General features: G+C 47.8%; 15 protein-coding genes and 1 pseudogene. 11 read left to right on the top strand and 5 right to left on the bottom strand.

The window, feature by feature from the left end; translation table 11 throughout:
* Positions 1-204 precede the first annotated feature (204 nt).
* From GON22_RS24840 to GON22_RS24790, 11 genes and pseudogenes are all read left to right on the top strand, one after another.
* Complete coding sequence (locus tag GON22_RS24840) at positions 205-804, top strand: hypothetical protein (RefSeq protein WP_160398769.1); 600 nt, start codon at positions 205-207, stop codon at positions 802-804.
* 158 nt (positions 805-962) lie between these two features.
* Positions 963-1,182: pseudogene (locus tag GON22_RS24835) on the top strand (TetR/AcrR family transcriptional regulator); the annotation flags it as partial.
* Between the two features lie 456 nt (positions 1,183-1,638).
* On the top strand, positions 1,639-3,963 hold the full coding sequence (locus GON22_RS24830) for a glycosyl hydrolase family 18 protein (protein ID WP_160398768.1): 2,325 nt from the start codon (positions 1,639-1,641) through the stop codon (positions 3,961-3,963).
* Positions 3,964-4,378: 415 nt separating this feature from the next.
* The gene (locus tag GON22_RS24825; RefSeq protein ID WP_160398767.1) at positions 4,379-5,290 is read left to right on the top strand and encodes a hypothetical protein; all 912 of its coding nucleotides are present in this window, start codon (positions 4,379-4,381) and stop codon (positions 5,288-5,290) included.
* 514 nt (positions 5,291-5,804) lie between these two features.
* A complete protein-coding gene (locus GON22_RS24820) occupies positions 5,805-6,263 on the top strand; it encodes a hypothetical protein (RefSeq protein ID WP_160398766.1) in 459 nt (152 codons plus the stop codon).
* An 86-nt stretch (positions 6,264-6,349) separates the two neighbouring features.
* Complete coding sequence (locus tag GON22_RS24815) at positions 6,350-8,050, top strand: ATP-binding cassette domain-containing protein (RefSeq protein ID WP_160398765.1); 1,701 nt, start codon at positions 6,350-6,352, stop codon at positions 8,048-8,050.
* Positions 8,022-8,474 carry a hypothetical protein gene (locus GON22_RS24810; RefSeq protein WP_160398764.1) on the top strand — a complete coding sequence of 151 codons (453 nt, stop codon included), beginning with the start codon at positions 8,022-8,024 and terminating at the stop codon, positions 8,472-8,474. Before GON22_RS24815 ends, GON22_RS24810 begins: the two co-directional genes overlap by 29 nt.
* On the top strand, positions 8,467-9,795 hold the full coding sequence (locus GON22_RS24805) for an ABC transporter substrate-binding protein (RefSeq protein ID WP_160398763.1): 1,329 nt from the start codon (positions 8,467-8,469) through the stop codon (positions 9,793-9,795). Before GON22_RS24810 ends, GON22_RS24805 begins: the two co-directional genes overlap by 8 nt.
* A gap of 36 nt (positions 9,796-9,831) precedes the next feature.
* Complete coding sequence (locus tag GON22_RS24800) at positions 9,832-11,160, top strand: ABC transporter substrate-binding protein (protein ID WP_160398762.1); 1,329 nt, start codon at positions 9,832-9,834, stop codon at positions 11,158-11,160.
* Positions 11,157-12,038 (top strand): MauE/DoxX family redox-associated membrane protein, encoded by an 882-nt coding sequence (locus tag GON22_RS24795; protein ID WP_160398761.1) that lies wholly within the window; start codon positions 11,157-11,159, stop codon positions 12,036-12,038. Before GON22_RS24800 ends, GON22_RS24795 begins: the two co-directional genes overlap by 4 nt.
* Positions 12,004-12,411: a hypothetical protein gene (locus GON22_RS24790; RefSeq protein ID WP_160398760.1), complete on the top strand. Its 408-nt coding sequence runs from the start codon at positions 12,004-12,006 to the stop codon at positions 12,409-12,411. The genes GON22_RS24795 and GON22_RS24790 overlap by 35 nt, the downstream gene beginning before the upstream one ends.
* 333 nt (positions 12,412-12,744) lie before the next feature.
* Here GON22_RS24790 and GON22_RS24785 read toward each other — a convergent pair whose 3' ends face one another.
* The 5 genes from GON22_RS24785 to GON22_RS26325 all read right to left on the bottom strand — a co-directional run.
* Positions 12,745-13,842 carry a GerAB/ArcD/ProY family transporter gene (locus tag GON22_RS24785; protein ID WP_160398759.1) on the bottom strand — a complete coding sequence of 366 codons (1,098 nt, stop codon included), beginning with the start codon at positions 13,840-13,842 and terminating at the stop codon, positions 12,745-12,747.
* Between the two features lie 29 nt (positions 13,843-13,871).
* Positions 13,872-15,080 carry a Ger(x)C family spore germination protein gene (locus tag GON22_RS24780; protein ID WP_160398758.1) on the bottom strand — a complete coding sequence of 403 codons (1,209 nt, stop codon included), beginning with the start codon at positions 15,078-15,080 and terminating at the stop codon, positions 13,872-13,874.
* 21 nt (positions 15,081-15,101) lie between these two features.
* Positions 15,102-16,643 (bottom strand): spore germination protein, encoded by a 1,542-nt coding sequence (locus GON22_RS24775; RefSeq protein ID WP_160398757.1) that lies wholly within the window; start codon positions 16,641-16,643, stop codon positions 15,102-15,104.
* Positions 16,644-16,794: 151 nt separating this feature from the next.
* The gene (locus tag GON22_RS24770) at positions 16,795-17,085 is read right to left on the bottom strand and encodes a hypothetical protein (RefSeq protein ID WP_237179338.1); all 291 of its coding nucleotides are present in this window, start codon (positions 17,083-17,085) and stop codon (positions 16,795-16,797) included.
* A 23-nt stretch (positions 17,086-17,108) separates the two neighbouring features.
* A partial coding sequence (locus tag GON22_RS26325; RefSeq protein ID WP_237179337.1) for a hypothetical protein occupies positions 17,109-17,364 on the bottom strand: 256 nt, incomplete at its 5' end.

Below are 17,364 nucleotides of genomic sequence, written 5' to 3'. Positions count from 1 at the left end.
CCGCATAATCCATATTTAACCAACACCCTCCGCGCCAACGGAGGTTATTTGGCATGTACAGAATTATAACAAGATTTTTTCCTGACACCAAGACCCCAAAGCTTGACAAACATTAGCTGGTTTTTATGAATGGACCGAATAAATTCCTGTTAATTCACGGAACCAAACCTATTAATCTATTGTCTAATAGGTTGGAGGTGTGGAATGGAAGCTGATTATTTGAAGTATGCCGATTCAATTGATCATGAGAAAATTCCTTTCCGAGGAATCGGAACTTATTACACCTACTATATTTCCCCCAATGACACCACGCTTTACTGCGGATTCTCGCTTGAAGGGGTTTCGAATCCAGATGAATTATTCGAGTATGGGCTTGGCGGAATGCGGGATGTACAGATGGCGCCCAGCAGCGCATTCGGATTAGCAGACGTTCGGATAACTGGCGTTTGTTTAGTAGATGGCGGCAAGTGTAATTATTTTATCGGCAAAGATAAGATAAATCCTGCAAGTGCCAACAGTTTGACGACATTAATGTGGGATGCTTATGAAGAGGACTTGGATGGAGATGGCGTAACCGAGGTCGTTATTGTAGCGCCTAACCAGCCGATTCGAAAAATATATATTTATAAATATACGAAGGGCAGAATGGAATGGACTGAAGTGACCGAAGCGTTGAAGCGGGAGCCGGTAGATAAGATCATGTATGACAGCAAGAACAAGCGATTTATTGCCCAATCGGGCAGTGTGGCGACTAGCTATCGATATGCGGAGGGCAAGGATCGGCTCATTCGAGTAAAACAATAAGGTTGGGAACGGGTTCTTTCTCGATCAGCCAGAGGCGCGAAGCATGAGCTGCTTGCTTATTTTGGCAATTGGGACGAGTCGTTGAAAAGTTATGCTGCCTGTAGGCCTTAAGTGGGGGCATAAGCCTGGAGTCACACTCATCGAATAATCCAACTTGAATTGTTATTAGCCGCCGTTCGCGGCCGGATAAGGAACCGCTAAGCCAAGCGCTCATCGTAAGCACTGCATTGGAGCTGTTGAAAAACGAAGGCTCGTCTGGCATGAGCATGTGCAAAATCGCCAAAGCGTTAGACACTGGTCCAGCCTCGATGTATGTGTATGTGAAAGAACCTGCATGAACTGAACGCCTATGTACTTGATCATGGGCTGGATAAAGTCGTGCTGCCAGATGGCCTCAGGGAGCATGACGCCAGAGGGGCATGAGCGGCTTCGTTGGGGGCTCGAAGTTATTTTGCAAGGCATTATGCACAAGCACGCTTAGCCTTTCATGTACATGTATAGGCATAAGGACACAGAACAAGCCAAGCTGACATACGGTTAGCTTGGCTTGTTTTGTTATGTCGAGTGCAACAGATTCAGAACGATCACCTGGAGCCTGCAAGGGCTCTTTTTTGCGTAATTCCAAAGTCCCATCAGTGGTCCTGGCAGCCGGGACTCGCTATTTTTTTGCCCCTTCAAAGCGGAAAAGTACCCCTTCTCAATCCCCTGATCGAGCCTTCAAAATGAGAAATGTAACCAATTTGTAAATGCCATAGTATGAAAATGAAATGGAGGGTTGCCGCTTAGCCTTACCGATTCCTATTCACCCATTTATGAGACGAGAGGAGTTTTAGGATGAAGACAGTATACGCTTTTACAAAACGTTCAGTGATGGTTATGTTAGCGATGCTGCTGGCGGCGACCGCAGGATTAATCGTGTCACCAGCGCAACAAACGCAAGCAGCAGGGGCTGCCAATTATAAAGTGGTTGGTTATTTCCCGGCTTGGGGGGCTTATGGCCGCACGTACAATGTGTCGGATATTGACGGTTCTAAGCTGACGCACATCAACTACGCTTTCGCGGACATTTGTTGGAACGGCACGCACGGCAACCCAGACCCGACAGGGCCGAATCCGGTCACGTGGTCTTGCCAAGATGAAGTGGGCAACATTAGTGTCCCTAATGGAACGATCGTTCTCGGCGATCCTTGGATCGACGCGCAGAAGGCGTTCCCGGGCGATACGTGGGACCAGCCGCTCAAGGGCAACATCAATCAACTTAACAAGCTAAAGCAGCAATACACGCATCTAAAAACAATTATCTCCATAGGCGGCTGGTCATGGTCGAACCGGTTCTCCGATGTGGCAGCTACCGCTGCAACTCGCTCGACCTTTGCCAAATCGGCAGTATCGTTCCTTCGCCATTACGGCTTCGACGGCGTCGATCTCGACTGGGAGTACCCAGTAGGCGGCGGTCTCGCGGGCAACAGCGTCCGTCCGGACGATAAGCATAATTACACGCTTCTGCTGCAGGAGATCCGCAAGGAGCTTAATCTAGCGGGTGCAGCGGACGGCAAGTCATATTCGCTTACGATCGCCTCGGGCGCTTCCCCATCCTTTGCATCTAACACGGAGCTTGGCGAGATTGCGAAGTCTGTTGATTGGATCAATATTATGACTTACGATTTCAACGGCGCTTTTAACCCTAAGAGCGCGCATAATGCGCCGCTTTACGCTGACCCGGCTGCCGTTGCAGCCAACATTCCAGATGCAAGCACGTTCAATATCGCTAGCGCCGTGCAAGGGCATTTGAACGCGGGCGTTCCAGCGAGCAAGGTTGTGCTTGGGCTTCCGTTCTACGGCCGCGGCTGGAAGGGCTGCGCAGCAGGGCCGAATGGCGATGGGCAATACCAGAACTGTAATGGTGCACCTGCTGGCACATGGGAAGCGGGAAGTTTCGATTACGGCGATCTCGCGGCTAAGTACGTAAACAAGAATGGTTTCGTTCGTTATTGGAACGACGCGTCGAAGGTGCCTTACCTGTATCAAGCATCTACGGGCACATACATTAGCTATGATGACGAGCAATCATTCGGTTATAAGATTAATTACATTAAATCGCTGGGCTTAGGCGGCGGCATGTTCTGGGAGCTATCGTCCGACTGTCGAGTCAGCCCGAACTATTCATGCAGCGGCACGAAACTGTTGGATGTGCTGGCGAACGGCTTGAATGGCGGCGGCATTACTCCTCCAGTTGACCAGACAGCACCGAGCGTGCCAGGAACGCCAACCGCAACGAACGTTGGATCGACTAGCGTGACGCTCGCATGGGGCGCATCGACGGATAATGTTGGCGTAACGAGTTATGACGTGTATAAAGGTTCCACATTAGCTGTAACGGTTGGCGGAGCTAGCGCGACGGTAACTGGGCTGACGGCGGACACGAACTACACGTTTACGGTAAAAGCCAAAGATGCCGCAGGCAACGTCTCGGCGGCGAGTGCTCCAGTGACCGTTAAGACAGCGGTGTCTGGCGGAGGAGACGGCGGTACGACGTGTAGTGTTCCAGCCTGGACAGCTGCTGGCGTGTATACAGGTGGCCAACGAGCGGTTTACAACGGCATTATTTATGAAGCAAAATGGTGGACGCAAGGCGACCGTCCGGACCTGAGCGGCGATTATGGCGTTTGGAAAAATATTGGCACATGCTCGACGGGTGGCGGCGGCGGAGGTACGACAACAGATACGACGGCGCCAATAGCTCCATCTGGCCTTGCCGTGACCGCTGTAACACAAACGAGCATCGCGCTGTCATGGAATGCTTCCACGGATAATTCCGGCAGCGTTGCTGGCTATGATGTATACAATGGCACATCGCTGGTCGCGTCTGTCACCGGGCTGAATGCTACGGTAACAGGTTTGGCAGCGGGCACGACTTACAGCTTTAGCGTGAAAGCCAAAGATAGCGCAGGCAACATCTCGGCAGCAAGCACTACTGTTTCGGGCAAAACATCCGATGCAGGCACGACGAATCCAACGAATGCATGGGTAGCGAATCATGCGTACAAAGTTGGCGATATCGTGACCTATAACGGCAAGTCGTATCAATGCCTCCAAGCGCATACGTCGCTGGTGGGCTGGGAACCGGCTACAACGGCGTCATTGTGGAAGCTGCTGTAGCATGTTGAATGGATAGAAGAAGAGGGTGTCCCTAGAGCGTAAGCTTGGGGACACCCTTCTTTCATTTGGCAAAACTAGAGCATCGGTTTGTTGGAAAATCTAACGGACCGAGCGGTCCTTATTTGATCATAATCAGTCACTTTTAAGTTCTAACGGACTGAGTGGACGCTATATGGCCAATATCGGCCTCACGAGACAATAAAATGGCGAAATAACGGCCGTGGAGTCCGTTACATTTGTAACGGGCATGTTTTGAGGGTTATAGCGGCTTCTGGTGTCCGTTAGAAAAGTGGTGCTTCTGATGCAGAACGGTTTTGAGATATCATCTTGTTTGTTTAGGCCGGATAGCCTATCATGAAACATTTTCTTGCAATGCCCGTCTATTGAATTAGCGTATTGAGGGGGCGTTGTACATATGGGAACCATGTATTACAAAGGAAGTATTGCTCTGTTAGCTATTCTCTGTTTGGTGGTTCTATTGAACGCATGTGGCGCTGCGGGGCAGGAACAGGGGCAGGAGACGGCAATCCAGCCATCACCGCCTATTGTAACTAAAGCGGCGGATCCGCTAAATTCTTCGGTTCACGGGACGCCATATCCATTTCCGAAGTCGCTTAAGCTTCAGTTTCAACCTGTGGAGTTAACGATGTTAAAGGAGTCGAAGGTTAAGCCGACATGGGAGCGGACGGCAATCGTCGCTTTTGGCGCAATCGATGGGACCCCCGTGTCGCTTGCTATCTATAAAGAGACGGACGAGCATGCATTATGCGGATCTAGCTATGAACGTGTCGCGTTGCTCGAACATAGGGGGAAGGCGTATCGTTATGTGGATTGTTTCTCTAGCAGCTTGGAAACGGAAAATCAGGAAGACCAGAAGCCATTATTTCTGTTGGGAGCAAAGCAACATGCCCCAAGCTCGAACTTGATCCTTCATGGCGCTGCAGAGCTGAGTGCGAATGGTCCCGGGCGGATGGCTTATTTTATTTTGAATCAGAAGCAAGACCGGTGGTATGGGTTTGAAGATTGGGGATTTCCTCGCGCAATCGATCTGGATGGCGACGGTTTCGAAGAAGTGGCGAGCCAATTCGAGGGGTTACATTTGCAGTGGCCAGATGTCGTCATCTATCGCTGGAAGGGACGCACACTCGAACGAAGCCCCTCGATCAAAACAGCGCTTCGCGTACCGAATCCAACCTACAGCGAGGCGATTATAGATGAACGAAACAAACAAATTACTGTCAATGCTGTTGCTAACGCCGAGGATTTTGAGGTTAGTGACACAGGCAAGTACCAATACGAGGATGGCGTTTTAGTGCGGGTAGAGTAAGCGTTTTAAGAAAAATGATAGCGATTTCATTTTCTTCAAGGATTTCCACTCCTGTATATAGAAGTAAGCAAATGCTAAGGTGGAATGCTAGCAGTTAGGCGACATAATTCTCATCGTAAAATCCCGCCAAGATCTAATTCCGACTAAATCAATACATAAAATACATATTATGTAACATTGTTGATTTCTTACAACTTTCTTTGATTTGTGATATGTTTTTATGTGGTTATTATATGGTAATATTACCTTGTAATGGTAACTTATTACACAACATACTTGTAAGAAAGGAGGTTGTTCAATGGCTTGTACAAACTGCACTTGGGTAAATATTTGCCGGCCATACGCATGCTCATATAACGCTTCACTTCATGATTACTATCATACTTGCATCAGCAATACATCCGGCTCAGCAGTACCAGGATGTTCGTATAGCGAAGGTTGCTGCTAAGATGAGTGAACAAGAATATCCCTCTTACACAAGAGGGATATTCTTCATTTAAAGGAGGCCAAATTTATGCAATCGGCTGCTTCATTGCCATTTTTGCGGGAACGCCAATTTCTTCAAGCGGGAGATATGGTAGCTAATATTCCACTTCCGGACGGGTCGAGGCTTTATGAACAAATAACGGATCATCTGCTGCTTGCCGTCATTAGCACCTCATGCGCAGACTGTCTTCCAGCGCTGGAAAGCTTAGAGAAGTTTGCGAACTGCTATACGAAAGTAAATTTAGTTATTCTAGCTGTGACAGACGAATCGGGAATGGAAGTATTACAGACAGCATTTGATGGGATTGCAACAGTTTATCATCCACCGGAGCATATTTTGGCCGAAGAGCTTCAAATCCAAGGGTATCCGTGGGCTTATGGCATTAATGCTCGCGGACAAGTTGTTACATCCGGCCATTGCGGTCGTGTAGCCTGGATCGAACGGCTGCTGGAACCATTCGAAGAATGTTTGGGCAGCCTGCGATGAATTCGCTTTGGTTTTGGGCAAGGCTATGCTTCGTTCATGCTAGCCGCCCCCTGTATTTGTTAATTTTTTTAATGGGAATGCAGCCTTTGCTTACGTGGTGGCAGTTTGGGCTAACACGGCGGATTGTTGACTCGCTTGCTGCCACAGCGGATTGGAAGCCGATTATAACGTTGGCCCTTTTGCTTGGACTGGTCCAAGTATTCAATTTTGCTTTTATTCATTTGGAGAGGTGGTCGAACGATACAATCGGCTTGAACATAGACCGTGCTGTTGCTCGGCATGTCTATACCCAAATATCGATACATACGATTACTCGGCTCGAAACGCCCGAATATGCCAATGATCTGCATCTCTTAAAAATGAGCCTGAATAATGTCCGATTCATGGTCGGCGCTGTCATCCGAATTGTTCGGCAATTGGTGTTAATAGCGTCATATATGAATATTATTGCGCATTATAATAGCTGGCTGCTGCTTGTGCTGCTCGCGTTCTCGATTCCAGGGTTTGTATTTGAACAGAAATATGCGAATCGAATGGAAAACAGCCAACAGCAGAGGGCACAACATGAACTGAGTGTATGGCATATGGCGGACATTTTGACGAATTCGCGCAACAGTAGAGAAATGTTAATATTCGGCATAAGGCCATTTCTATTGCGCAAATGGGAGGCTGCCATATCGAACGTACATATGCATTTTCGGCAGTTGCATCGGATTGAGCTAACGTGGCGGTTGCTTTACGGACTGTCGACTCCGCTATGCCTCATTACGACCCAATGTTTGATGATCTACCTGGTAAGCCAGCATAAATTAACGATTGGCGATTATATTGCGCTTACGGCTGCCATATCGAGTGCCGAAGGCACACTTAGCGTTATCGCCAACAATACGCTCATCATGAAGCAGGTATTATTATTTGCAGGGCGGCTAACCCGCTTCCTTAACCGTTATGCTTCTGCAACAACAGAGGAGACGGCATCACCAAAGGTGAAACAAGAAATTCAAATCATCGCTGCCCGCAAGCTCTCATTTAAATATCCTAATAGTGAACGGCTCATTCTAGATAAAATCGACCTGGCCTTGGAGCGCGGCAAAGTGCTGGCATTGGTAGGTGAAAACGGTTCCGGCAAGTCGACGCTGGCCAGCGTGTTGTTCGGGCTTCATGAAATCGATTCCGGTATGCTTTATATGAATGAAAATGATCTGAACGATGTGGACCGTTCCGAATGGTTTAAGCAATTTTCCGTCGTCCAGCAAGACTATATCCGTTACCCAATGTCTTTGCTAGAAAATATAACGCTAGCTGAGAATGCCCCTGCCAGCAGGCAGCAATTGGAATGGGTGCAACGTGAATATCCGTATCTCATACCTGATCACTTGCATAACAATCCCGATGTGCTGTTAGGCAACAATCTCATTGGTTCCGTACAGCTATCCGGCGGACAGTGGCAGCGTATCGCCGCCGCCAGAGCGATTGTGAAATCTGCGCCTTTCCTATTGCTAGATGAGGCAACGTCAGAGATGGACCCTGAAACATCAGCCCAGTTTCTGCATAAGCTGCTTGATGAGCGGAAAGGGCTAACAACCGTTATCGTTACGCATCTAATGCCGATTGCTGCAATGGCAGATGAAATAATCGTCATGCATGAAGGCAAGATTGCAGAACAAGGCGATTATGAAACATTGCTCAAGCAACGGGGGAAATTTTCGGAAATGTGCCTCAAGCATCAAATCAACGAAACAAAGGAGGAAGCCAGCAATGAGTACGAACTTCAAAGCTTTGTTTAAAAAAAATCGGGAAGAGAAAGCATCGATTCAATCCAACCTAATGCTAGGGGACGTCTTCCCGCTTGAAAAACTGAAGGAACCAGTCGATATCGACAATGAAAACTTCATGGTGCTATTCGTCTCGTTTAGCTGCCGCGATTGTATCGAAATGTTGCCGCAATTGTCTGCATTTAACCCATTTCACCGGCAATTCCTTATCATTACTGACGGAGAGGAAGCAGAATATCGCGGCTTAATCGCTCATTTTAACTATTCATTCGTAGCGACTGGCATACCTTTTCGTGATTTCTATCCTTCATTCGGCGTGGCCATTACCCCTCAAGCCTATCGGATACGGGACGGCCGCATCGATCGAATCGGAAGCCCTCATACCGGAGAAGAGCTGCTAGCGTTATGGAATGGAGCAAGTGATCCACATGCGTAAACGCAACCTGGCAATGAGCGTGCTGCTTTTGCTCCCTTTGCTGCAAGCGTGTTCGGGGTTGAAGAAGGAGGAGCCAGTCACCCTTAAATTTGTGTTTCAAAGTGAAGACGCGTTCCAGCGGAGCTATGGTACCGAGTTCGCCGATGAACACCCTAACATTAAACTCGAAATAATTCCCTATGACTTGTTTACAGATCCGCCCGAGAAGCTGACGGATATTGTCCGTAACCAGAAGCCGGACGTCATTTCGATCGACTCGCTTGCGACCTACCGCAAGCTTTCTTCTGAAGACAAGTTAATGAGCCTCGATACGCTAATTGCCAAAGACGCTTACGATATCGATGCATTCATTCCCAGCGTTATTGATGAGCTTCGCTCTGCGGGCGGGGGATCAATTAATGGGCTGACGCCTTATTTATCCACGCAAGCACTGTATTACAACAAAAAGCTGTTCGATCGTTACGGCATCCCTTATCCCAAGGATAATATGACAATGGAGCAGTTCTTACAGCTTGCGGAACGTTTCCCCATGGATGGAACGGATGAGGAGCGAGTCTACGGCTATTATAATAGTGGTTACGTCGTGTTTACACCGTACTTTGGTGGGCTTATTGAACCGCTTGCCAAGGCAGCCAATTTGTCGATAATCGATCCGGCGACAGATCAAGTTCTAATCAATTCAGATGATTGGATGGAAGTCTTCGAGCGCGGCATCAGAAGTTTGCGATCGCAGGCTTTCCGGATTGATGAATACGCCGATGACGACATTTTCGCTGAAGGCCATGCGGCTATGCAATTGGGCGATTTAAGCCTTGCTGATTATTTCATTCAATACCAGAATGAACATCCGAATGAGCCAGACTTAGATTGGGATTTCGTTACTGTCCCTCATAATCCGAATGGTCCCAACTCATCAGCGTGGACGTTAGGGACAATCTTTAGCATCGGTGCCGATAGTTCAAATCAAGAAGCAGCCTGGGAGCTTGTGAAGTACTTTAATAGTGAGAAGAGCCAGCAATATGCGGCTACTGGAAGCTTAGTGACCCGGCAAGCACTGAACGTTGACCGCGATGGCAGATCGGTCGAACCATTATTGAACGTCCAATCGACCCAAGTCTACAATCCATGGGAGGCGCTTCCTATACCGTATCTAATGAAGTTCCGCCAATTGGCTAATGCTGCTGTCTTGAAAGTGCTTGATGACAATGTGCCATTGAAAGACGCGCTGGCTACTTTACAGAATGAAGCGCAAGCTGAATGGATGAAAAGTAAACTAGACGCCAATAAAGCAGCTTCGAATGAACAGGGAGCGGCGCCATGATGCTAGTTCTTTCTAACTCAAGAAAGAGGGATTGCTATGTTTAAACGCAACCTGGCAATGACCATGCTGCTTTTGCTCCCTTTGCTGCAAGCGTGTTCGGGTTCGAAGAAGGAGGAGCCAGTCACCCTTAAATTCGTGTTCCAAAGTGAAGATGCATTCGAGCGGAGCTACGGCACTGAGTTCGTTGATGAACACCCTAACATTAAACTCGAAATAATTCCTTATGACTTGTTTACAGATTCGCCCGAGAAGCTGACGGACATTGTCCGTAACCAGAAGCCTGACGTTATTGCGATCGACTCGCTTGCGACCTACCGCAAGCTTTCTTCTGAAGACAAGTTAATGAGCCTCGATACGCTAATAGCCAAAGACACTTACGATATCGATGCGTTCATTCCCGCTGTGATTGATGAGCTTCGTTCGGCAGGCGGCGGATCAATTAATGGGCTGACGCCTTATTTATCCACGCAAGCACTGTATTACAACAAAAAGCTGTTCGATCGTTACGGCATCCCTTATCCCAAGGATAATATGACAATGGAGCAGTTCTTAAAGCTTGCGGAACGTTTCCCCGTGGATGGAACGGATGAGGAGCGAGTCTACGGCTATTTTAATTATGGGCAAGAACTTTTAACAACCTACTTTGGCGGTCTCATTGAGCCGCTAGCCCGGGCAGCTAATTTATCGATTATAGATCCGGCAACGGATCAAGTTCAAATCGAGACAGAAGCTTGGATGCAAGTATTCGAGCGCGGCATCAAGAGCTTTCGGTCAGATGCTTTCCGTATTGAGGGGGGCATTGAAAACAACTTGTTCGCTCAAGGCCGTGCGGCTATGCAAATTTATAACTTATCCTTCTTAGATCATCTAACCGAATATCAAGCGGCACACCCGAACGATTCTGCCGTGGATTGGGATTTCGTCACCGTTCCCCACAATCCCGACGGCCCTAATTTAGCGCAGTGGAAACTGACTACGATTTATAGCATTGGCGCAGATAGTTCCCAAAGGGAAGCTGCTTGGGAGCTTGTGAAATACTTAAATAGTGAAAAGATACAGCGAAGCGCGGCGGCGGGAACTTTGGTAACCCGGCAAGCATTGAACGTTGAACGTGAGGGAAGGTCGGTTGAATCATTATTAAATGTCCAATCGACCCAAGTTCGTAATCCATGGGAGACGCTTTCCAAATCTTATCTAATGAAGTTCCGTCAATTTGCGAATGCAGCTGTCTTGAAAGTGCTTAATGACAATGTTCCATTGAAAGAGGCGTTGGCTACTTTACAGAATGAAGCGCAAGCCGAGTGGATGAAAAGTAAACTAGATGCCAATAAAACAGCTTCGAATGAACAGGCAGCGGCGCCATGATGCTCGCACTGTCTTATCTATTGAGCATGATCGTTGTGTTGATCTTCGGCGTTTCGTTAATCGCCTCGTGGCTGGAGGATCGGTTCTGGAGTACGCGGCTTCAGTTGGTTGGGCTTGATGCAATCCCGATACAGTGGACCCTATGGCTAACGGTCGGTGCTGCCACTGCTGAAACCACCGTGTTAGCCCTCTACTTCATGCCACTGCACAATTGGTGGAGAGCGGCACTTGCGAGCGGCCTGCTGCTTCTTTTTATTGTTTATCTCCTGATGAAACGAAAGAACAACAAGAAGTCGAGCTGCTCATGTATCGGGCAAGTAGGCTTTTTAAATCGATATCCGATTACTCGGAATTTATCACTAATGGTTATCATCATTGCCGAGGCCATACTGCCGGGACCATCTTTTCAAAGGGGAGTTTATATTCCTTATGTTTGCATCACAATTGCCATCCTTCTGTTGTTTGCCCTACGTTTCGTAATGCCTCAGTTGAAGAAGGATCGTCTAAAATTGCAGCAAATACGAGAGGCGGCAGGTGCTGCTTACGCCAATGCGGCCTACATGGAGCTTGACTATTCATCCGCCGGATTTAATGAAATCAATGAATGGCTTACGCAACCTGGGCTGCCGCCGATGATTATCGAATTGCATGCCCCAAGCTGGTATGTGGAGAACAAACGCAAAATATGGCCGCAACACCACGCCTATGCTATTCCTAATGGCACACAGAAGCAAACCTCAGGGCCTATGCTTTTGTGGACGACAGAACGAGGCAAACTGAGAAAAACAACGGAAGCCGAAGCGTTTCTGAAACTTTGTATTTTGAGGGGAGAGCGAGATCTTCATGTCCAATTTAAAGGTTCAAGTATTGATAGCTGACCGTGTCCACTTTCATGCAGACCATAAAGTACATAGTATCGATAATGTTCGTAATCATGCTGCCGTCCCTGTGTTTCCGGCAAGCGTTAAAGTCAGTGCTCTTGTTAAAGTTTGGATGGATAGTGAATATGAAGGGGAATTAGGCTGCCGGATCGTACGGCCAAACGGCAAATCGCAATATATTTTGAAAATGCCTAACATCACAAACAAACGTAATGAAACGCTCGTCCCAGGAATGGATTTCGGCGCAACCCTTCAGTTCTACGTGACGATGAGCGGCAATTATTTGATTCAACTTTTCGAAACAGATGATGAAGAAAGCATACTAGCGGAATATCCGCTTTATGTCCGGCTAGAAGAAGAGGCCAGTTGACGTAGATGGGCGCAGGACCGGATGGCTAGTCGGATAAATGAACGAATGGGAGGAAATCTTAACAATCAAACTAGGATAAGGAATGGAGCCCTGATGAAAACATTTGCCGTTTTCAGTTTGCTGCTAGTGTTAAGCCTTGCTCTATCACTAATCATGGACGGATTGATTCCCATTCGTTTTCCGATGTCCCTTCGAAATACCTTCAGTTTCATCTGGTTCATGAGAGCGCCCGAAGCGATCATTCTAGGGGTATTCTTCTCTACCCCGATGCTGCTTGCGCTTTATCGTTATGTTCAACGCCGCCGGTTGCACTAAATCTTTATTGTCCATAAGCTAGGTTTTCTTCACGAATCGCTTGCGGACAATAAGAACGATGAACAGGAGCAAGGGAAGGGCGACGGTTATAAACACTTGAAACTTTGCAATCGAGAGCTGTCCTTCCCACAAATGTTCATTCATGTTGCTTGCGATGAACATAGACAATAGAAGAATGACGATCCCAACCGGAAAAACGAGCGCCTTATGTGTTTGAAAACGAAACAAATCCGCAGCGCCGATAACCGCCCCATAATAAAGCAGGGAAACTTTAAAGAAATCGACGATGATTAATGTGAAAAGCGCTACCGGGTCTAAACGCTGCAAAAATTCGGCAACCTCTACTTTGCTAATCATGGTTAATAATGCGAAAACAGAGCGCCCTGCAATATCTGCCCCAAGCACAGCGATGTCAAGCGCAATGGTGTAGCTGAGCAGCAGTCCGGCTAAAAGGATCGCGTATAAGCCAATGCGGGTTTGTTTATTTGGCTGCCGCAAATATGGAAACACTGTACAAATGCAAACCAGCTCGCCGAATGGAAATATAATCGTATCAGGGTATGCTGTATCGAAAATAGGCTTCCAACCATTCTCCAGAACAGGCAGCAGCTGATTCAAGTCCACGATTCCGGAGAAATATACCAAAACGTTTCCAATTGCGCCTAGAGCAAAAATAATAAGGATGAAAATTTCACCAATGCGCGCCAAAACCTCGATGCCTAGGTACAGAACATAGCCAGCTGTAGCTACCATCACCACATTAAGGACGATAAGAGGCGTTTGGTGGTAAAAGGAAATATGCAAAAGCTCGCCGGCATCCCGCACATCCCGGGCAGCATCATAAATAAAGTAAAGAACGAACAACAGGCCGATAAGCCATCCCACTCCTTTGCCTACGATCATCCGGGCATAGCGGGTCAAGGGCATGCCCGGGTATTGGCGGGACATGTAGCTGTACATCGTATACAGCACGCAGCCGTGAATGGTACCCAGAAGGATTGCTAGCCAAGCATCTTTTTTGGCACTTAGGCCATAGTTGATGGCAATCGATGTTCCGAATACGAATAGCACGATCAGGGCAAACAACTGCTTGCCTGTAATCTTGGCATTCTCCATCGACGAATTCTCCTCCTTAAGTAAGGCAGCTATTGTTCTGGGAATGATGGCTTAATTCTCATGCCCGAATGGCGTATGAAAGAGTCTACGGTGACATTCACTTCACTTTCGGCAAATAAGCTGCTCCATTCCTTGTTGATCTTTTTCCATTGGCTTGGGTGCTGGCGATTGAACGTTTCACCGAGGCCAAAAATGTCGCTTTTCTCTTTTTGTGCAGCGCTAAAGGCGCCTTTTATTTCTTGTTTGACCAGCTCGCTCCATTGTGATTCCAGCTTTGTAATTTCCTCAGGTTTTTGAAGATTGATGCTGCACTTCACTTCATTTAAGCTGCCCTCTTGTTTGACCGAGATATGAAAAGACGGTTTTCCGTTATGAAACGCCGCCTTCACTTTTGTGTTTGCCCGAAGGAGCTCGATCGCTATTGCATTCTTCTCTGCCATGCACGGAAGCATATCGACGCTGCTTTTCATTTTGTTCTGAATGCGAACGACGCCCCGCGCATCTGTCCCATCAAGCCATCGCACCAGCTTTCCGCTCTTGAACATGGCAATTCCGCTAATTCGGGATCTTACGATCGGTATGGTGCTTTCCACATTTCTTTTCTTGTTTCCTTGGTTGATATCTCCCACTAAGCGAACGCCGTTAAGGACTGGCTCCGTTGCCGTACTGCTAAGCGCACGAATGACATCATCGATTTGAATTTCCATGTTTTCTGATAATAGCTTGGATGTAAATTTTAGTTTGCCGTTAATGGAGTTTGACGGAATCCGCTCGATGGGCGTGAGTGTAGAGAGAACTGCTTCAGCGCTGCTTCCTCTTGCGATCAAGACTCTAGAAGTAAGCCGGGTTTCACTAAATCGCTCGAACATATCGAAAATATCTTCGATTCCTTCGCGGGCCAATTGTTCTCCGATGACGATAATGCGCGTATGTGAGAAAAATAACTGGCGTGGCATAAGGTCCGAAGATTCGCGGATCGCTTCGAAGAGTGTGTCGCCGCTTCCCGCATAGACGGTTATAGGCGTCGTTCTGCCTCCGGTCCCCTCTGTAATTCCTGCCGAAATTTCAGACGGATTAATGACCTGAAACGAAACCCGGTACTGATTGCCAGCAGGCGATTTATCAATGCCCATCGAGGAGACAATGGCGAGCTGAGGCATTTCACGCACATCCCAGCAGCCGGACAATAAACCGATGCTAACGAGAAGAAGCAGCAACTTGGCTCGGCGCATGAACATGATGTCTCTCCTTTAGCGGGATCAATTTGGTTTGGCGGCAGAAGGCTTATCCGGCGAATGTGCTTCCTTGGGTATGTTAGGGCGAAATGGATTAAAGGAAGACAAATAGGGAACGCCGAATGACCGCAAGCTGCTTAAGTGCGCAAGCATAACGATGAGGGTAACCACAATGCCGTAAAAACCTAAGGTAGCCGCCATAATCATAAATAATAGCCGAATCAAGCGGACTGCAATGGCCAGATTATAAGCAGGCGTAGCAAAGCTAGCGATTCCTGTAATCGATACGACGATGAGCATTGCAGTCGAGACGATCCCAGCCTGTACAGCGGCTTGGCCTAAAACCAGTGCACCAACGATTGAGATCGCGGGGCCAAGCGCTCGAGGCATTCGAATGCCTGCTTCGCGCAACACCTCGAAGCTTAATTCCATTAAACTTGCTTCAACAAAGGCGGGAAAGGGAATGCCTTCTCTTGCAGCAGCAGTATGAATGAGAAACGTTGTCGGAATCATATCCTGATGAAACGTAATCGCCGCAATATAAAGGGAAGGCAGCAACAAGGAAACAAAAAAGCTGATGTATCGCAGCGCTCGCAAAAAAACGCGAATATCAGCGCGATCGTAGTAATCCTCCGGCGTATAAAAAAATTGCGAAAATACGGTAGGGACAATTAAAGCAAATGGTGTCCCGTCAACAAGGATAGCTACTTTTCCGCTTAACAAATACATGGAGACCGCATCCGGCCGTTCTGTATTATAAATGGTCGGGAAAATGGTGGCAGATTGATCCTCAAGCGATTTTTCCAGAAAGCCCGATTCGAGCACAACCGCAATGTCAGCTTCGAGCAGCCGCTTCTTAACTTCATGAACAATAGCTTCATCAATTTTCCCTTGCATGTGAAGGATGCCGATATCGGTTTGTGTATCTTTGCCGAGTTTAAAAACCTCAACGATTAAATCAGGGTTTTTGATTCGCCGCCTGATGAGCGCAATATTCGTTTCCAACGCTTCGTTAAAGCCTTCCTTCGGGCCGCGGATGGCCACCTGGGTGGATGGCTCCGTTACGCTTCGTTTCTCTCCGCCTTTGGTGCAACAGCTGATTGCTTTGCCATATCCGTCGAAGATGATCACCGTTTTTCCAGACAAAACAGACATGACCAGAGTGGGCCAGTCGGAGATAAAGGACGCTTCACCGATTTTTAGCATTTGTTCATAAATAAGTTCGAGCGATGCGTCTTGATTATGGCTATGTTCGAGCCCTTGGCGGCTGCCATTCGATGGCATCGGCGGTTCCCCTGATTCAGCCATGAGGGAAGGCAGCACAATCTCGCTAATCGCCTGGCGATCCGTGAGCGTGCCAATATACACGGCCGCAGCATCCACAGGACAGGCTTTAGCCAGTTTGAATCTTCGTATAGCCAGATCAGAAGAGGAGCCAAGTTTCTTGCTGATCCTCATCAGCATGGCATCTAAATTCGCATCAAGGCCGTTATCTTCGGGATCGGCAGGTTTGCTTTCATTCGTTTGATCGCGTTTATTCGGTTTGGTTCGTATCCATGATAGCACGCAAGGCGTCCCCTTCCGGTGAATTGGATACATCAAGTTATGAGCAAACCTATTGGCTTTTATACATATGTAACAGGGTTGGAGCGGTGCGAGAACACGCCAAACAAGCCCCGGCTTATGCGATGTGCCGGGGCTTGTTGCAGTGATGCGCTTACAGTTTGCCTTTCAGCGAGAACAGGTACTTGAGGACAACGCCAAGTGCGCCAACATAATACCCGACAGACACCAGCCAGCCCGTTGCATCAAGCATCGAGATGTCGGCGAGCAGAAGCAACGGCAGGACATAGTACAACATGTCTTTCAAATATCCGAGTACCAATTCTGGGGAGAAGTCGCTAGCACGAAGCGAGCGATAGAGGCTGACTAGAAAGTCAAGAGCCATGAAACCAAGCACGATCCACAGTGCGTATAGCATCCAGCCAGAGAGCAGCAATGCCATCATGAATCACCTCCTCATCCCAACCATCATTGGTTGTATACGATATCATATGGCGAAGGACAACCATTTGAACTAGTTGAAAATCCAGTGTGATATGCCTTTTCCGCATATTTTGCAGCAGGCGCCCGTGCGGGATAGGGGAGAAAAACCGAGGGCACTGAAAAAGTCCAACTCTTAGAAAAGGTACAGCCCTTCAAAAAAGTTGAAGAGGCTATGCCTTTTTTGCCGTATAATTGAGTCATTACAAAAAAGTAGGTGAGCGGATGATCCGGCAACAGCAAA

Origin of the sequence: Paenibacillus sp. MMS18-CY102 (assembly GCF_009789195.1) — a bacterium.
Taxonomy (GTDB): Bacteria; Bacillota; Bacilli; order Paenibacillales; family Paenibacillaceae; genus Paenibacillus_T.
This window is presented reverse-complemented; position numbering and strand designations above follow the sequence as displayed.

What these genes read in the sequence shown, in the direction of transcription:
- GON22_RS24840 (WP_160398769.1), top strand. Translation starts at nt 205, where the DNA reads ATGGAAGCTGATTATTTGAAGTATGCCGATTCAATTGATCATGAGAAA.
- GON22_RS24830 (WP_160398768.1), top strand. Translation starts at nt 1,639, where the DNA reads ATGAAGACAGTATACGCTTTTACAAAACGTTCAGTGATGGTTATGTTA.
- GON22_RS24825 (WP_160398767.1), top strand. Translation starts at nt 4,379, where the DNA reads ATGGGAACCATGTATTACAAAGGAAGTATTGCTCTGTTAGCTATTCTC.
- GON22_RS24820 (WP_160398766.1), top strand. Translation starts at nt 5,805, where the DNA reads ATGCAATCGGCTGCTTCATTGCCATTTTTGCGGGAACGCCAATTTCTT.
- GON22_RS24810 (WP_160398764.1), top strand. Translation starts at nt 8,022, where the DNA reads ATGAGTACGAACTTCAAAGCTTTGTTTAAAAAAAATCGGGAAGAGAAA.
- GON22_RS24805 (WP_160398763.1), top strand. Translation starts at nt 8,467, where the DNA reads ATGCGTAAACGCAACCTGGCAATGAGCGTGCTGCTTTTGCTCCCTTTG.
- GON22_RS24800 (WP_160398762.1), top strand. Translation starts at nt 9,832, where the DNA reads ATGTTTAAACGCAACCTGGCAATGACCATGCTGCTTTTGCTCCCTTTG.
- GON22_RS24795 (WP_160398761.1), top strand. Translation starts at nt 11,157, where the DNA reads ATGATGCTCGCACTGTCTTATCTATTGAGCATGATCGTTGTGTTGATC.
- GON22_RS24790 (WP_160398760.1), top strand. Translation starts at nt 12,004, where the DNA reads ATGTCCAATTTAAAGGTTCAAGTATTGATAGCTGACCGTGTCCACTTT.
- GON22_RS24785 (WP_160398759.1), bottom strand. Translation starts at nt 13,842, where the DNA reads ATGGAGAATGCCAAGATTACAGGCAAGCAGTTGTTTGCCCTGATCGTG.
- GON22_RS24780 (WP_160398758.1), bottom strand. Translation starts at nt 15,080, where the DNA reads ATGTTCATGCGCCGAGCCAAGTTGCTGCTTCTTCTCGTTAGCATCGGT.
- GON22_RS24770 (WP_237179338.1), bottom strand. Translation starts at nt 17,085, where the DNA reads ATGATGGCATTGCTGCTCTCTGGCTGGATGCTATACGCACTGTGGATC.